A 13,122-nucleotide genomic window follows, 5' to 3' on the forward strand; every position below is an offset into this window, starting at 1 on the left:
CCCTTCGAAGGCATCAACGTGGTCCCCCACATCTCTCCCTCAGCGGGGATCCGGGTTCACGCCGTGCCGTACGGCAGGTCAGAAGAAGGCGTGCCCGCGACGCAGGCGAAGGGACGTGAGCAGTTGCTGCACGGACTCGCGCACGTGGTCGGTGAGCTCGAAGACGAGCATCGGGTCGTCGGCCGCGGAGGCGTCGTAGCTGTCGGTGCGGATCGGCTCGCCGAACTCGATCATCCACTTGGACGGCAGCGGCACCAGGCCGAGCGGCCCCAGCAACGGGAAGAACGGCGTGATCGGCAGGTACGGCAGGCCCAGCACGCGCGCCAGATGGCGCAGGTCGCCGATCTTCGGGTAGATCTCCTCGGCCCCGACGATGGCCGTCGGCACGATGGGCACGCCCGCGCGGATGGCCGAGGCGACGAAGCCGCCCCTGCCGAAGCGCTGCAGCCGGTATCGCTCGGAGAACGGCTTGCCGACCCCCTTGAACCCCTCGGGGAAGACGCCGACGAGCTCACCCTTGCGCAGCAGCCTGTCGGCGTCGTCGCGGCAGGCCAGCGTGTGCCCCGTCTTGCGCGAGAGGTGGCCTAGGACCGGCAGCTTGTAGACCAGGTCGGCGCCGAGCAGACGCAGCGCGCGGCCCGCCTCGTCGTGCACGGCCACCTGCATCATCAGCGCGTCGACAGGCAGCGTGCCCGAGTGGTTGGCGACGATCAGGGCGCCGCTGTCGGAGGGGATGTTGCCGAGGGCGAGAGTCTCGACGCGGAACCAGTGCCTGTAGAGAGGCCTGATGAGCTCGAGCAGCACCTTGTCGGTGAGCTCGGCGTCGTAGCCGAACTCGTCGACCTCGTACTCGCCGGCGATGCGGCGGCGGACGAAGGCCAGCAGGTTCGCGAGGGAGTCTTCGGGCGCGGAGTAGGAGGGCGCCTCGGTGATGGGAATCACCCTGCGCTCTTCGGGAGAGGCGCTCATGTCATGACACCTTTCCTGGAACGCAGGAAGTCGTCGAAGGCCGCCGCGGTGGTGAACTTCGGCTTCCAGTCCAGCTCGGCGAAGAGCTTGGAGCAGTCGACCGCCCTGCCGTGGCACAGCAGGCGCAGCTGCTCGGGCGAGAAGTCGACCAGGCCCGCGCTGCGGGCCGCCTCACCGAGCAGGCGGAAGGCAGGCGAGAACAGCGGAAGGGCCAGGGCTCCCGCTCTCCTGGCGCACTGCGACAGCAGCAGCACGCCGTCCCCGGCCACGTTGTACGTGCCGGGGTGGTCCTCCAGCGCCATCCGCCGCAGCACCTCGACCGCGTCGTCCTCATGGACGTACTGCAGGCGAGGGTCGAAACCGAACACCGTCGGCAGGACGGGCTGGCTGAAGTAGCGCGTCAGCGGTGAGTCGACGCCGGGGCCCATGAAGTTGGCGAAGCGCAGCATCGACACCGTCAAGTCGGGGCGGCGGCGCGCGAAGCCCCGGACATAGCCTTCGACCTCGGCCGCGTCCTTGGCATAGCCGTGGGACGGGCTGTCGTGAGGTTCGACGTCCTCGGTGAACACCGCGGGATCCATCGGCGACGAACCGTAGATCGCGGTGGTGGAACGAACCACCACGCGACGAACTGTCGCCGACCGCTGACAGGCACCCAGCAACTGCATGGTGCCGATCACGTTGTGCTCCTTCATGGAGGCCCTGCCCGCGCTCCGGGAGGGAGCGCTGACGAGACTCATGTGCACAACGATGTCGATGTCCGCAGCCGCGATCACCTGAGCGATGTCGGGGCTGCGTAGATCCACCCGGACGAACTCCGTCCGGCCGAGGGAGATGCCGCCTTCTCTGGTCAGAGAGGGGGGCGGCACGGTGTCCACTCCGATGACGCGGCTGATGCCCGGGTCTGCCGCGAGAACGCTCGCCACCCGGGCGCCGATGTGGCGCGAGACCCCGGTGACAAGCACGGTGTGGGTCATCGGCGCCTCACAGACTGCGTCTACTTCTTGTTACGCCGCTGGATGCGGGTCTTCTTCAGCAGCTTGCGGTGCTTCTTCTTGGCCATCCGCTTGCGGCGCTTTTTGATGACAGAGCCCACGGGACCCCCAGGTTACTGATAGCAAGGCTGAACCGATGTGCGAGCGCACACCGGGTCAACAGACTACCGGCGATCCACGGTAGATCGCCCCCTGGGGGTGACCCGCGCCAGCATTCGCGATGTGACCACCGATCACACCGCTACCTCGAATGGACCCTGCGGCCCGTCCCGCCCGCCTGGACGGCAGGCGGGTGTCTCACCGCAGAGGGACCGGCATCAGGGCTTATCCAGCCTCGATGTAGGCCTCCCTCAGGTAGTCGTGCACCGCCTGCTCGGGCACTCGGAACGACCGGCCGACTCGGATGGCCGGCAACTCGCCCGAGTGCACCAGTCGGTACACCGTCATCTTGGACACCCGCATGACCGTGGCCACTTCCGCCACCGTCAGGAACTTCACCTCGCTGAGAGGTCTTTCGCCTGCACCCATCGGACGCCTCTTCCGCACGTGTTTCCGGGTTATCCCCACTGGTGCCATTGCTCACGCACGTGTACTGCCGTCAGCGTAAGTCGGGACTCCGAGTGCGCAAACCCCCTATTTTCTCAGTTATCGGAGCCACCTGTCAGCCGAACCAGCGAACTTGCTGGCCAGCAGCCGGGCAGAGCCCCTCGCCTGGACGTTGGAACCGTCCAACTTCGTACACATAAGAGTCGCCCAGCCCCCCTCAAAAGTTGGCAAAGGGACGACGAGCCTCTTGGAATGCAGGCGCGAAAAGACGGTATAGGGAGGGCCGAATTCGACTCAAAGGGCACGTGAGACACGTGTGACGAGCCGCTCTGTCAACGGTGCGTAATAGCGCGGTAGCACGTTGTCATCAAGAGGAACCACCACATCGATCTTGCCCTCGGCCTCGCCGAGGAAGAGCGCGGGGTCGTTGCTGTCGGCGAATCCGACGGTCGGGATGCCCGCCTCACCTGCCGCGCCGGCCCAGCCGTGATCGGCGACGACGAGGTCGGGGCGATCGTCACCGAGCTCGGCGAGCATCGCCTCCATGGGCGCGGAGTCGTGGGTGTGGACGAAGCCGCCCCTGTCGTCGAGCATCGCCACGTCGCCGAGATAGCGGATCTTGCGCTTCCTGCCGAATCCGGCGCCCCAGTAGGTCCAGTCCTCGGCGGGCGTCAGCAGCGTCGCGCCCCTCGCCACCACCGCCGCCGCCAACGGCAGGTGGACGGCGAGCAGCCCGGTGGGATGTCCCGTGGCGAAGAGGATGCGGGGCGAGGGCTTGGTCAGAGCGGAGGCGATCCTGTCGGCCATGAGGTCGAGCGCGTCGATCGTCCTGTCGGGGTCGATGGTGTCCTGGCCGTCACGGTGACCAGGATCGGCGACGACGCCGGCCGACTTGGCCATCTGGGCCAGGACGTCGCGGTATGACCAGTTCTGGAGGCTGGTCAGGCCGAAGAGGAAGTAGGGATCGCGGTTGGCGACCGACCGATAGTGATCGAGGTTGTTCTCGCGACTGGTCGCGACATCTCCGGCGATGCGCGTGCGGATCAGGTGCTCGCGGAGTTCGTCGCGGCTCAGCACTTACCTCTCCTTTTCACTCACCGGAGCCTACGCGCTCCTTGAATGGTCCAAACCACCTCTCATACCGTGAAATTCCTGAACCGCCCTCCTGGGGCTCCTACACCGAGGGCCCTTCCTCGCCCCATCACCCGGGGCCTGCGCGGACCGCGCACCCGCCGGACGGAGCCGAAAGGCCGGCCGCATTTCCTCGCCTGCTTTCTCGGTCCGCACGCCGGCCTTTCCTCGGACCACGGCTTCCGCCTTTGTTCGCGGCCATGAAAACGCCGAGAGAAGACCGAGAGAACCGTCTCCGTCTGGCGCGAGCTCAAGCGCCTGGGCGCGTGCCCGGCCACACCGGCCTGGCTACGGCAGCGGGTCCAGGCCGTGCGAGGGGAAGACCGCGTTCCTGGTCGCCATGATCGCGCGGTCGACGGCGTCGGCGGGGTCGTAGCCGCCCGACAGGTCGCTGACCTCGGGCGTGCGGCCATCGGTCATGGTGAGCGGCGGCGCCTCTCCCGTGCGCTCGCGCACCAGCGCCTGCCAGGCGGGGCCCGTCGGCGTCGAAGGGGCGATCGGGTGGCCTGACACCTCCGCGATGAGGTGCGTCCACGCCCTGGGAACCACCTGGACGAGCTCGTAGCCGCCGCCCCCTGTGGCGATCCATCGGCCGCCCGCTGTCTCGTGAGCGAGGCGGTGCAGGGCCTCGTAGGCGGTGCGCTGGCCGTCGAGGCTGAGCATGAGGTGGGCCAGCGGGTCGAGCGCGTGACTGTCGCAGCCGTGCTGGGTGACCAGGATCTGCGGCTCGAACTCCCTCAGCAGCGGCGGCACGATCGCGCCGAAGGCGCGCAGCCAACCCTCGTCGCCGCATCCGGCGGGCAGCGCCACGTTGACCGCGCTGCCGTCGGCGCCCGTCTCCTCGGGCCAGCCCGTGCCGGGGAACAGCGTGCGGGGGCTCTCGTGGAGGCTGATCGTCAGCACGCGCGGATCGTCGTAGAAGAGGGCCTGGACGCCGTCGCCGTGGTGGACGTCCACGTCGACATAGGCGATCTTCGACGCGCCCTGGGCCAGCAGCCAGGCGATCGCCACGGCGGGGTCGTTGTAGACGCAGAAGCCGCTGGCCGTGTTGGCCATGGCGTGGTGCAGACCGCCGGCGACGTTGACGGCGTGCTCGGCCGTACCCTCCCAGACCGAGCGGGCGGCGGCCAGCGACGCCCCCGCGATCAGCGCGGAGGCCTCGTGTACGCCCGCGAAGGCGGGGTTGTCGGAGGTGCCGAGCCCCGCGGCCAGGTCGGGCCTGCCGTCGACGGAGACCCGCTTGACGGCCTCGATGTAGTCGCGCTTGTGGACCAGCGCCAGCTCGTCGTCCGTGGCGGGCGCGCAGCCGACCACCTCGGTCCTGTCGAGAACGCCCAGTTCGCGCGCGAGCGCCATGGTCAGCTCGACCCTGACGGGAGCGAGGGGGTGTCCTGGGCCGAAGTCATAGGCAGTGAGGGCGTCGTCCCAGACGACTCGCACCGACTCGCTCATGGGCCGACGTTACCGCAGCGCCGGTGACAGGGGCGAAACACCCGCGCGTCATCCGGCCCTGACGACCACGCCACCCCCGCCCGCAGGACGGTCACCTGACCTACTCCGCGCGCAGGGCGACGACGGGGTCGAGACGGCCGGCCCTGCGGGCGGGGGCGACGCCGAAGAAGACGCCGACGGCCACCGAGACGCCGAAGGCCAGCGCGATCGACCACCAGGTGATGGCGGCGGGCACAGGGGTGACCGCCTGGATGGCCAGCGCGCCCCCCCACGCCCAGCAGGATGCCGAGGAGGCCGCCGATGGTGGTCAGCAGCACGGCCTCGATGAGGAACTGGGTCAGGACGTCGCGCTGTCGGGCGCCGAGCGCCTTGCGCAGGCCGATCTCCCGTGTGCGCTCGCGCACGCTGACGAGCATGATGTTGGAGACGCCGACGCCGCCGACCAGCAGGGAGATGCCCGCGATGGCGGCGAGCACGCCGGTGAGCATGCCGAGGACGCTGCCGATCGTGCCCAGCAGCTGGGTCTGGGTGACGGCGGAGAAGCGCTCGCCCGGATAGCGCTCGCTCAGCGCGGCGACCACCTTCTGCTGGAGCGGCTCGATCTCGTCGGGACCCGAGGCGCCGACCGCGATGCCGTTGATCCTGTCGGCGCCGATCAGCCGCTGAGCGGTGGTGACGGGGACGTGGACCTCCTTGTCGCGGGCCACGCCGAAGGTCGCGCCGACCGTCGTGTAGACGCCGACCACGCGGAAGCGGGCCCCCGAGACGGTGATCTGCCTGCCGACCGGGTCGACGTCGCCGAAGAGCTGGTCGGCCACCTCCGCGCCGAGCACCGTCACCCTGCGGCGGGTGTCGACGTCGGTCTCGGTCAGGTAGCGGCCCCTGTCGAGAGGACGCTGGAAGATGTTGGGCAGATTCTCGTCGGTCCCGACGATCGTGACGAACGCCTCCGTCCTGCCCACTCGCACGGTCTCGCCCGACTGGACGGAGACGGTCACCTTGGAAGGGTCGCCCACCACGCGGCGGACGAACGCGGCGTCGGACAGGTTCAACCTGCTCTGGGTCGGGGCCGCGCCGACGCTGAGCTGGCCGGGGACGACGAGGATGATGTTGCTGCCGAGGCCGGAGATCTCACGTTCGATGGCGTTCTTCGCGCCCGATCCGATCGCCACGAGGATCACCACGGCCAGGACGCCGATGATCACGCCGAGCATGGTGAGCACGCTGCGCAGGCGGTTGACCCGCAGGGCCTCCAGCGCCATGAAGAACGCCTCGCGCCCCCTCACCTGGCCCCGCCCTCGTCCCGCGCACGATCCCCGAGCGCGGTGTCGAGCTCGATCAGGCCGTCGCGCACGTGGATCTGGCGGCGCGCGTGGGCGGCGACCTCCGGCTCGTGGGTGACCAGGACGATCGCCACCCCGCTCTCGGCGTTCAGCCTGTCGAGGATGGCCATCACCTCGTCGCCGTTGCGGGTGTCGAGGTTCCCCGTCGGCTCGTCGGCCAGCAGCACCGAGGGCTCGCCCACCAGCGCCCTGGCGATCGCCACCCGCTGCTGCTCGCCGCCCGACATCTGCGAGGGCCTGTGGTCGAGCCTGTGCCCGAGCCCGACCGCCTCCAGCGCCCTGCGCGCCCTGTCGCGCCGCTCGGTCTTGCCGGTGCCCCTGTAGACCAGCGGCAGCGCCACGTTGTCCAGCGCCGACGTACGGCCCAGCAGGTGGAACGACTGGAAGACGAAGCCGATCGTCCTGTTGCGCAGCTCGGCCAGCGAGGTGTCGGACAGCCCCGACATCTCCACCCCGTTAACGCGCAGCGCTCCCGCCGTGGGACGGTCGAGGCAGCCGAGCAGGTGCATCAACGTCGACTTGCCCGAACCCGAAGGCCCGATGATCGCCACGAACTCACCGGGCTCGATCCGCAGGCTCACCCCGCGCAGCGCCTCGACCGACACGCCTTCGAGCTGGTAGGAGCGCTTGAGGTCGACCGCCTCGAGGGCCGCGCTCATGACAGCCGCTGGCCCTGCCGTACGGCGTCGGCGCCCTTGACCACGACGCGCTCGCCCACCGTCAGCCCGCTCACCACCTCGACCACGGCCTCGCCCTGGGCGCCGAGCTTGACCACGCGGCGCTGGGCCGTACCGTCGGCCGAGACCCAGACCACGCTCTCGCGCCCGCTGGAGACGACCGCGGAGGCGGGCACCGCGACGGCGTCCTGCGCCTCGCGGACGGTGAGCCTGGTGACCGCGCTCATGCCCGGCTTGGGGGTGGGCGCCTTGGATCCGTCGTCGTAGACGCCGGAGCCGAGCGCGAGCTGCACCGGATAGCTGACGCCTCCGGTGCTGGCCTGCATGGGCTGGACGCCGACGCCGGTCACCCTGGCGGTGTAGGTGGCGCCTGGCACGGCGTCGAGCTCGACCTCCGCGCGGGTCTCCGGCTTGACCAGCAGCACGTCGGTCTCGTCGACGTCGGCGGAGAGCGTCAGCCTGGAGACGTCGGTGACGGTGACGATCGGGTCGCCCGCCGACACCGGCACCCCGGTCGCCACAGGAGAGCCGCCGCCCGACGACCCTCCCGACGGTACGGCGGGCAGCTGCGCGGCGGAGGCGCCGGGGATCTGCCCGAGCAGCCCGCTCAGCCCGCTGGACCCGCCGCCGCCGGAGGGACGGCCGAGCGTGACGACGCCGCCGAAGGGCGCCTTGATCGTGAGCCCCTTCACTGTCGACTCCGCCGCCTTGACCGCCGCCTTGGCCTGCGTGCGCGAGGCCGCCTGCAGCGACGACATGGACGAGGTGAGCCCGCTGGTCAGCTGGCTGGTGAAGCCGCTGATCGTGCGGTTGAGCGAGGCCGTGATCTGGGAGAGCGCCTGCTTCTGCGCCCTGTGCTGGGTCTCGGCCAGCGAGATGGCCGACAGCAGCTGCCTGCGCGCGGCCTTGTCCTCGACCTTGCGCGCCTCGGACCTGGCCCTGGCGAAGTGTCCGAGCACCTTGCGGTCGAAGGCGCTGGTGTCGAAGGCCGCCACGCTGAGCCTCGGCGCGGCCGGCGTGGCGGGGGGCCTGGCCGCGCCGCGCGCCTGGCTCAGCTGGCTGACCGCCTGCGGGGAGCGGATCCTGGCCAGGATCTGGCCCTTGGCGACCTTCTCGCCGTCGCGTACGTAGAGCTTGCCGACCGTGCCCTGGGCGGAGGCGCGCAGGGTCGCGGTGGCTCTGGCGCCGATCGTGGCAGGCGCCTCGACGACCTCGGTGACCGGGGCGCGCTTCACCTCGGCGAGCTGGTAGGCGGGCGGCTCGTCGGCCGTGCAGCCGGTCACCGCCAACAGGACGAGCAGCGGGGGTAACCCGCGACGGACCGTCACCCGGCCTAGGGTAAAGGCAGGGTCAGGCGGCCGCCTGACGGACCCCTCTCACCGCGGGTGGGGTCCGGGCACGGGGTCAGCCGGAGGCCAGTTCGCGTCCCCTGTCGCGGGCGGCCTCGATGGCGGCCAGGAAGGCCGCGCGCACGCTGTGACGCTCCAGCTCGGCGATCGCCGCGATCGTCGTGCCGCCCGGCGAGGTGACCGCCTCGCGGAGGATCACCGGGTGCTCCCCCGAGTCGCGCAGCATGATCGCCGCGCCCACGATGGACTGCGTCACCATGTCCAGCGCCGCCGCGCGCGGCATGCCGAGCAGGATGCCCGCGTCGACCATCGCCTCGACGAGGTAGAAGAAGTAGGCCGGCCCGCTGCCCGACAGCGCCGTCGCGGCGTCCTGCTGCGACTCGGGGATCCGCAGCACCTTGCCCACCGGCTTCAGCAGGTTCTCGGTGAGCTGGAGGTGCTCCTCGCCCGCGTGCGCGCCGGCCGAGATGACGCTCATCGCCTCGTCGAACCTGATCGGCGTGTTCGACATGACCCTGACCACCGGCACGTCCACACCGAGCCGCTGCTCGACGAAGGCGGTCGTGATGCCGGCCGCCGCCGAGATGACCAGGCGGTCGGCGGGCACGTACGGGGCGATCTCGGCCAGCAGCGCGGCCATGTCCTGCGGCTTCACCGCCAGGATCAGCGTGTCGGCGGTCTTGGCCGCCTCGGAGTTGGACACCGTCCGCACCCCGTAGGTCTCGCGCAGCGCCTGGGCCCGCTCGTCCCTGCGCGCGGTGGCCAGGATGTCGCCCGGCTTGAACCCGGCCCGCAGCAGCCCCGACAGAAGGGCCTCGCCCATCTTGCCGGTTCCCAGAATCGCAATCATGCGGGAAGCCTACCCAGGCTGCCGAAACGACCGCGCGGGGATCCCACCGGCCGGCTAGCCGCGTGACACGAGAGAGCGGAGGAAGAAGGCCAGGTTGGCGGGGCGTTCGGCCAGGCGGCGCATGAGGTAGGCGTACCAGTCGTCGCCGTAGGGCACGTACACCCGCATCCTGGCGCCGAGCCCGGCCAGGCGCTCCTGCTCGGCGGGGCGCACGCCGTACAGCATCTGGTACTCGAAGGCCGTGGAGTCGCGTCCGTGGAGCACCGCCAGCGCCGAGGCGATCTCGATCAGGCGGGGATCGTGCGTGGCGACCATCGGGTAGCCGGCGCCCTCCATGAGCACCTTGAGGCAGCGGACGTAACTGCGGTCGATCTCCCTGGCCGAGGAGTGGGCCAGCGCCTCCGGCGCGCTGTACGCGCCCTTGCACAGCCGCACCCTGGAGCCTTCAAGCTTCTTGCAGCGCTCGACGGCGTCGCGCAGATAGGCCTGCACGACCACGCCGACCTCCGAGTGCTCCTTGCGCAGCGTGGAGTGGATCGACATCTGGGCCTCGACGGTGTCGTACTCCTCGGCGTCGAGGGTGACCGTGAGGCCCCTGCCCGCCGCCGCCTCGCAGACCGACGCGGCGTTGTCGAGGGCCAGCTGCTCCGACAGGCGCAGGCCCAGCGCCGTCAGCTTGACCGAGAGGTCGGCCCCCTCGGGCAGGCGTTCCAGCATCGCGAGGCAGGCGCGCACCTCGTGGTCGGCCTGGGTCCTGTCGGCGACCTCCTCGCCCAGGTGGTCGACCGTGACGAGCAGGCCCCTGTCGGTCAGGTCGCGCACCACGGCGCCGACGTCGTCGGCCACGTAGCGCCTGACCACCTGTCTGGTCAGAGGAGACGAGGACACCACGCGCTCGGCGCGCTTACTTCGCGAGGCGGCAAGAAGGACGTGACGCAGCACATATCCAGCCTAGACCTCCGAAGCTCCTCGATCACCGACCCCGCGCCGATGCGGCCACGGCATGGCGTGAACCCGGCCCTCCCCGGATCCGTCTTAGGGATATGCGTAGAACAGCCCTGCTGGCCGGATGCCTGATGCTGACCGCGAGCTGTGGCGCGGCCGCCACCGGCGCCGCCAGCCACACGGTCCCCCACAAGTCCGTCACCGCCCAGCCGGTGATCACCACTCCCTCGCAGTCCCCGACGCCGCCGCCCAAGGCGGTCAAGCCTGTGGGCGACACCGTCAACACGCGCAAGGTGCCCTTCACCGGCGCCAAGGCCTTCGACCGTGGCCGCAAGGTCAAGCTCGTCTGGTGGTCGGGCGTCGAGCCGTGCACGGTGCTCGACAGGGTCAAGGTGAAGGAGACCTCCCGGCGGGTGACCATCACCCTCTACGAGGGCACGGCCGCCAAGGCCAAGGACGTCTCCTGCATCATGATGGCCATTCAGAAGACGACGACGGTCAAGCTGAAGGCCCCGATCGGCAAGCGCAAGATCGTCGACGGCGGCAAGCAACGCTAGGTGTACTGACCTGAGAGGTCAGGAACGCCGCCGGCTGGTGGGTGGCCGCCGAGGGCGCCCACCGCCCCACCGTCGACGTGGCCTACTGATCAGCGTGGGCGGCTGAGGGCGGCCTCGGCCAGATCCGTCCATTTCTCGGCCGAGGAGTGGGGCACGACCACCCAGTCCTTTATCGCCCTGCCCCGCCCCGAGGGGTCGAACAGGGACGCCCCGGCCAGCTGGAGCGCGGATGCGTGTTCGGGGGTGTCCCTGACCAGCCGGAACACCATCGCGCCGTCGCGCTGCAGGCTCGCGAACACCTTCCCCGCCTGGTCTTTGAGCGCGGGACTCCCCATCATGCTGGAGATCCGTACACCCAGGTCGGCCAGCTCGGCGCCGACCTGCTTGAAATCCTCTTCCGCGCTCATCGTCAGTCGGTCCCAAACTCCATGGCGGCGTGGTCGAGCAGCTCGTCGTGGTCGGAGCTCTCGCGTGACGCGATCGCCTCGGCCCCACCTTCCGGCAGCACGGCGATCAGGCTATTCGTCCTCGCGGCACCGATCAAGACGGGATGCAGGGTGCCGACCATGCCGGGTCCCGCCGCCGGTCCTCGACTGTGCGCGATAGATCACCACCAGCGCCGGCCAGGGCTGTTAGCTTGTCTATCAACCTCCGATCTTCGCGAAATGCCGCATCCCACAGCTCGGGTGATGTATCGCCGCATAGCGGATTGGGGCGAATGAGGCACGGCGTGCCTGTCTGCGGACTCGGTGGAGAGCGCCGGTCAGGATGGACTTGGTTTGCCGCCGGACAGCCCGGTCGGATAGGAAACTTGCATGCTGAGAGGTGACAAAGTCGGGCTCAGGGCTCGGTACGAGGACGACATTCCGATCCTGCTGACCGAGCTCTACGACGACGTGGTCAACGGCTCGCGGGCCGAAGGCCGGCCGTGGCGGCCGATCACACCCGGCTCGAAGGACCCGCGGCTCGTGGTGGACGACACGGAGCAGGGGCACGTCCCGTTCTCGGTCGTGGAGCTGGACGGCGGCACGCTGGTCGGCACCGCGACGCTGTGGGGCATCGACAACCACAACCGGTCCGCGCACATCGGGCTGGGGCTGCTGCCGTCGGCCCGCGGCAAGGGCTACGGCACCGACGTGGTCGCGGTGCTGTGCCACTACGGTTTCGTCGTGCGCGGCCTGCAGCGGCTGCAGATCGAGACGCTGTCGGACAACGCCGCGATGCTGCGCTCCGCCGAGCGCAACGGCTTCGTCCGCGAGGGCGTGCTGCGCTCCTCGGCCTGGGTGATGGGCGAGTTCCTGGACCAGGTGCTGCTCGGGCTGCTCGTCCAGGACTGGAAGCCGGCCTCGAAGGCCTCCCTCTGATCTTCGCGTTGGGGTTTCGTGGACATGCCGGGCCGTGACCGGGTGTAGCCGGTCAGGTGGTGCGGCGGGGTTCAGTGCCTTTGTGCCAGCTCGAACGGCGTCAGGGCCGTCTCAACACCACCGTAACCAGCCGACTTAAGGCCGCCCTGAAGCTTTTGGCGAGGAAACCGTAAGGCTCTGCGGGCACTGTCGAACCAACAGCGACAGCGCCAAGGAGAAACACCATGGAACTCAGCGTTCACACCATGATCAGCCTCGACGGCGTCATGCAAGGGCCGGGCGGGTTCGAGGAGGACCGTGACAACGGCTTCGAGCGAGGCGGCTGGCTGGTGCCGCAGAGCATGGAGGGCCAGCTCGCGCCCATCGGCGAGTGGTTCAAGAAGGCCGGCGCCATCCTGCTGGGCCGTTCCACCTTCGAGATGATGCGCACCTACTGGTCGCAGGTGACCGACCCCGGCAACATCGTGGCCACCGCCCTCAACAACTGGCCGAAATACGTCGTCAGCAACACGCTGTCTGACGCAGACGCGGCCTGGGGGAACACCACGGTGCTGCGGGGCGGCGACGTGGTCGAGCAGGTGCGCAAGCTCAAGGAGCAGCCGGGTGGTGAGCTTCAGGTGCACGGCAGCTGGCGGCTCGTGCGCAGCCTGCACGACGCCGGCCTGGTCGACGTCTACCGCCTGCTTCAGGTCCCCGTGGTCGTCGGTGAAGGCAAGCGCCTGTTCGCCGACGGCGCGGTACCGGCCACCTACCGGATCACCGAATCCGAGGTGCTCAACGGCGGCGGGGGCGCACTCGCGGTCACCCTGAGCAGTGCCGCGTTCGGCACCACCGGCGTCGGTGAGTTCGTGGTCGAGGACGGCAAGGAGGAAATCGCCTGACTCGATCGTGAAGTGGTGGTGGGCCGGCTCGCCACGTTCGGCTTCCCATCAAGATCGAAGATG

General features: G+C 69.7%; 16 protein-coding genes. 3 read left to right on the forward strand and 13 right to left on the reverse strand.

The genetic code is table 11. The features are described from left to right. Positions 1-78 precede the first annotated feature (78 nt). The 11 genes from ABFX55_RS34430 to ABFX55_RS34480 form a co-directional block, all read right to left on the reverse strand. Positions 79-969, reverse strand: coding sequence for a lysophospholipid acyltransferase family protein (locus ABFX55_RS34430; protein ID WP_346126885.1), 891 nt, complete (start codon positions 967-969; stop codon positions 79-81). Then, a complete protein-coding gene (locus tag ABFX55_RS34435) occupies positions 966-1,946 on the reverse strand; it encodes an NAD-dependent epimerase/dehydratase family protein (RefSeq protein ID WP_346126887.1) in 981 nt (326 codons plus the stop codon). The genes ABFX55_RS34430 and ABFX55_RS34435 overlap by 4 nt, the downstream gene beginning before the upstream one ends. Positions 1,947-1,966: 20 nt before the next feature. Beyond that, positions 1,967-2,065, reverse strand: a complete 99-nt coding sequence (locus ABFX55_RS34440) for a 30S ribosomal protein bS22 (protein WP_018654693.1) — start codon at positions 2,063-2,065, stop codon at positions 1,967-1,969. A gap of 223 nt (positions 2,066-2,288) precedes the next feature. After that, entirely contained in the window at positions 2,289-2,492 is a 204-nt protein-coding gene (locus ABFX55_RS34445; protein WP_026214222.1) for a helix-turn-helix domain-containing protein, read from the reverse strand. A gap of 312 nt (positions 2,493-2,804) precedes the next feature. Next, a complete protein-coding gene (locus ABFX55_RS34450; protein WP_346126889.1) occupies positions 2,805-3,587 on the reverse strand; it encodes a phosphatase in 783 nt (260 codons plus the stop codon). A gap of 342 nt (positions 3,588-3,929) precedes the next feature. Continuing rightward, complete coding sequence (locus ABFX55_RS34455; RefSeq protein WP_346126891.1) at positions 3,930-5,093, reverse strand: acetoin utilization protein AcuC; 1,164 nt, start codon at positions 5,091-5,093, stop codon at positions 3,930-3,932. Next, a complete protein-coding gene (locus ABFX55_RS34460) occupies positions 5,090-6,379 on the reverse strand; it encodes an ABC transporter permease (RefSeq protein WP_346126892.1) in 1,290 nt (429 codons plus the stop codon). Before ABFX55_RS34460 ends, ABFX55_RS34455 begins: the two co-directional genes overlap by 4 nt. After that, positions 6,376-7,095 (reverse strand): ABC transporter ATP-binding protein, encoded by a 720-nt coding sequence (locus ABFX55_RS34465; RefSeq protein ID WP_346126893.1) that lies wholly within the window; start codon positions 7,093-7,095, stop codon positions 6,376-6,378. The genes ABFX55_RS34460 and ABFX55_RS34465 overlap by 4 nt, the downstream gene beginning before the upstream one ends. After that, positions 7,092-8,441, reverse strand: coding sequence for an efflux RND transporter periplasmic adaptor subunit (locus tag ABFX55_RS34470; RefSeq protein ID WP_346126894.1), 1,350 nt, complete (start codon positions 8,439-8,441; stop codon positions 7,092-7,094). The genes ABFX55_RS34465 and ABFX55_RS34470 overlap by 4 nt, the downstream gene beginning before the upstream one ends. Positions 8,442-8,517: 76 nt before the next feature. Continuing rightward, positions 8,518-9,312, reverse strand: coding sequence for a pyrroline-5-carboxylate reductase (gene proC / locus ABFX55_RS34475; RefSeq protein WP_346126896.1), 795 nt, complete (start codon positions 9,310-9,312; stop codon positions 8,518-8,520). 54 nt (positions 9,313-9,366) lie between these two features. Next, a complete protein-coding gene (locus ABFX55_RS34480) occupies positions 9,367-10,254 on the reverse strand; it encodes a proline dehydrogenase family protein (RefSeq protein WP_346126898.1) in 888 nt (295 codons plus the stop codon). A 101-nt stretch (positions 10,255-10,355) separates the two neighbouring features. Here ABFX55_RS34480 and ABFX55_RS34485 point away from each other — a divergent pair, with 101 nt between their 5' ends. Further along, positions 10,356-10,814, forward strand: coding sequence for a hypothetical protein (locus ABFX55_RS34485; protein ID WP_346126900.1), 459 nt, complete (start codon positions 10,356-10,358; stop codon positions 10,812-10,814). A gap of 89 nt (positions 10,815-10,903) precedes the next feature. Here ABFX55_RS34485 and ABFX55_RS34490 read toward each other — a convergent pair whose 3' ends face one another. Both ABFX55_RS34490 and ABFX55_RS34495 read right to left on the reverse strand, forming a co-directional pair. After that, positions 10,904-11,221, reverse strand: a complete 318-nt coding sequence (locus ABFX55_RS34490; RefSeq protein ID WP_346126902.1) for a hypothetical protein — start codon at positions 11,219-11,221, stop codon at positions 10,904-10,906. Positions 11,222-11,223: 2 nt separating this feature from the next. After that, positions 11,224-11,382 carry a hypothetical protein gene (locus ABFX55_RS34495; protein WP_428834776.1) on the reverse strand — a complete coding sequence of 53 codons (159 nt, stop codon included), beginning with the start codon at positions 11,380-11,382 and terminating at the stop codon, positions 11,224-11,226. Positions 11,383-11,629: 247 nt separating this feature from the next. On the opposite strand from ABFX55_RS34495, the gene ABFX55_RS34500 reads away from it, so the two are divergent. Together ABFX55_RS34500 and ABFX55_RS34505 are read left to right on the forward strand one after the other, a co-directional pair. After that, positions 11,630-12,178 (forward strand): GNAT family N-acetyltransferase, encoded by a 549-nt coding sequence (locus ABFX55_RS34500; RefSeq protein ID WP_346126903.1) that lies wholly within the window; start codon positions 11,630-11,632, stop codon positions 12,176-12,178. A gap of 224 nt (positions 12,179-12,402) precedes the next feature. Next, positions 12,403-13,059 carry a dihydrofolate reductase family protein gene (locus tag ABFX55_RS34505; protein WP_346126905.1) on the forward strand — a complete coding sequence of 219 codons (657 nt, stop codon included), beginning with the start codon at positions 12,403-12,405 and terminating at the stop codon, positions 13,057-13,059. The last annotated feature ends 63 nt before the right edge of the window (positions 13,060-13,122 follow it).

The organism is Nonomuraea roseola, assembly GCF_039535395.1.
In the GTDB taxonomy this organism is placed as follows: domain Bacteria; phylum Actinomycetota; class Actinomycetes; order Streptosporangiales; family Streptosporangiaceae; genus Nonomuraea; species Nonomuraea roseola.

Coding starts and splice junctions, on each gene's coding strand:
- ABFX55_RS34430 (WP_346126885.1), bottom strand. CDS start 969: ATGAGCGCCTCTCCCGAAGAGCGCAGGGTGATTCCCATCACCGAGGCG.
- ABFX55_RS34435 (WP_346126887.1), bottom strand. CDS start 1,946: ATGACCCACACCGTGCTTGTCACCGGGGTCTCGCGCCACATCGGCGCC.
- ABFX55_RS34445 (WP_026214222.1), bottom strand. CDS start 2,492: ATGGGTGCAGGCGAAAGACCTCTCAGCGAGGTGAAGTTCCTGACGGTG.
- ABFX55_RS34455 (WP_346126891.1), bottom strand. CDS start 5,093: ATGAGCGAGTCGGTGCGAGTCGTCTGGGACGACGCCCTCACTGCCTAT.
- ABFX55_RS34465 (WP_346126893.1), bottom strand. CDS start 7,095: ATGAGCGCGGCCCTCGAGGCGGTCGACCTCAAGCGCTCCTACCAGCTC.
- proC (WP_346126896.1), bottom strand. CDS start 9,312: ATGATTGCGATTCTGGGAACCGGCAAGATGGGCGAGGCCCTTCTGTCG.
- ABFX55_RS34485 (WP_346126900.1), top strand. CDS start 10,356: ATGCGTAGAACAGCCCTGCTGGCCGGATGCCTGATGCTGACCGCGAGC.
- ABFX55_RS34490 (WP_346126902.1), bottom strand. CDS start 11,221: ATGAGCGCGGAAGAGGATTTCAAGCAGGTCGGCGCCGAGCTGGCCGAC.
- ABFX55_RS34495 (WP_428834776.1), bottom strand. CDS start 11,382: ATGGTCGGCACCCTGCATCCCGTCTTGATCGGTGCCGCGAGGACGAAT.
- ABFX55_RS34500 (WP_346126903.1), top strand. CDS start 11,630: ATGCTGAGAGGTGACAAAGTCGGGCTCAGGGCTCGGTACGAGGACGAC.
- ABFX55_RS34505 (WP_346126905.1), top strand. CDS start 12,403: ATGGAACTCAGCGTTCACACCATGATCAGCCTCGACGGCGTCATGCAA.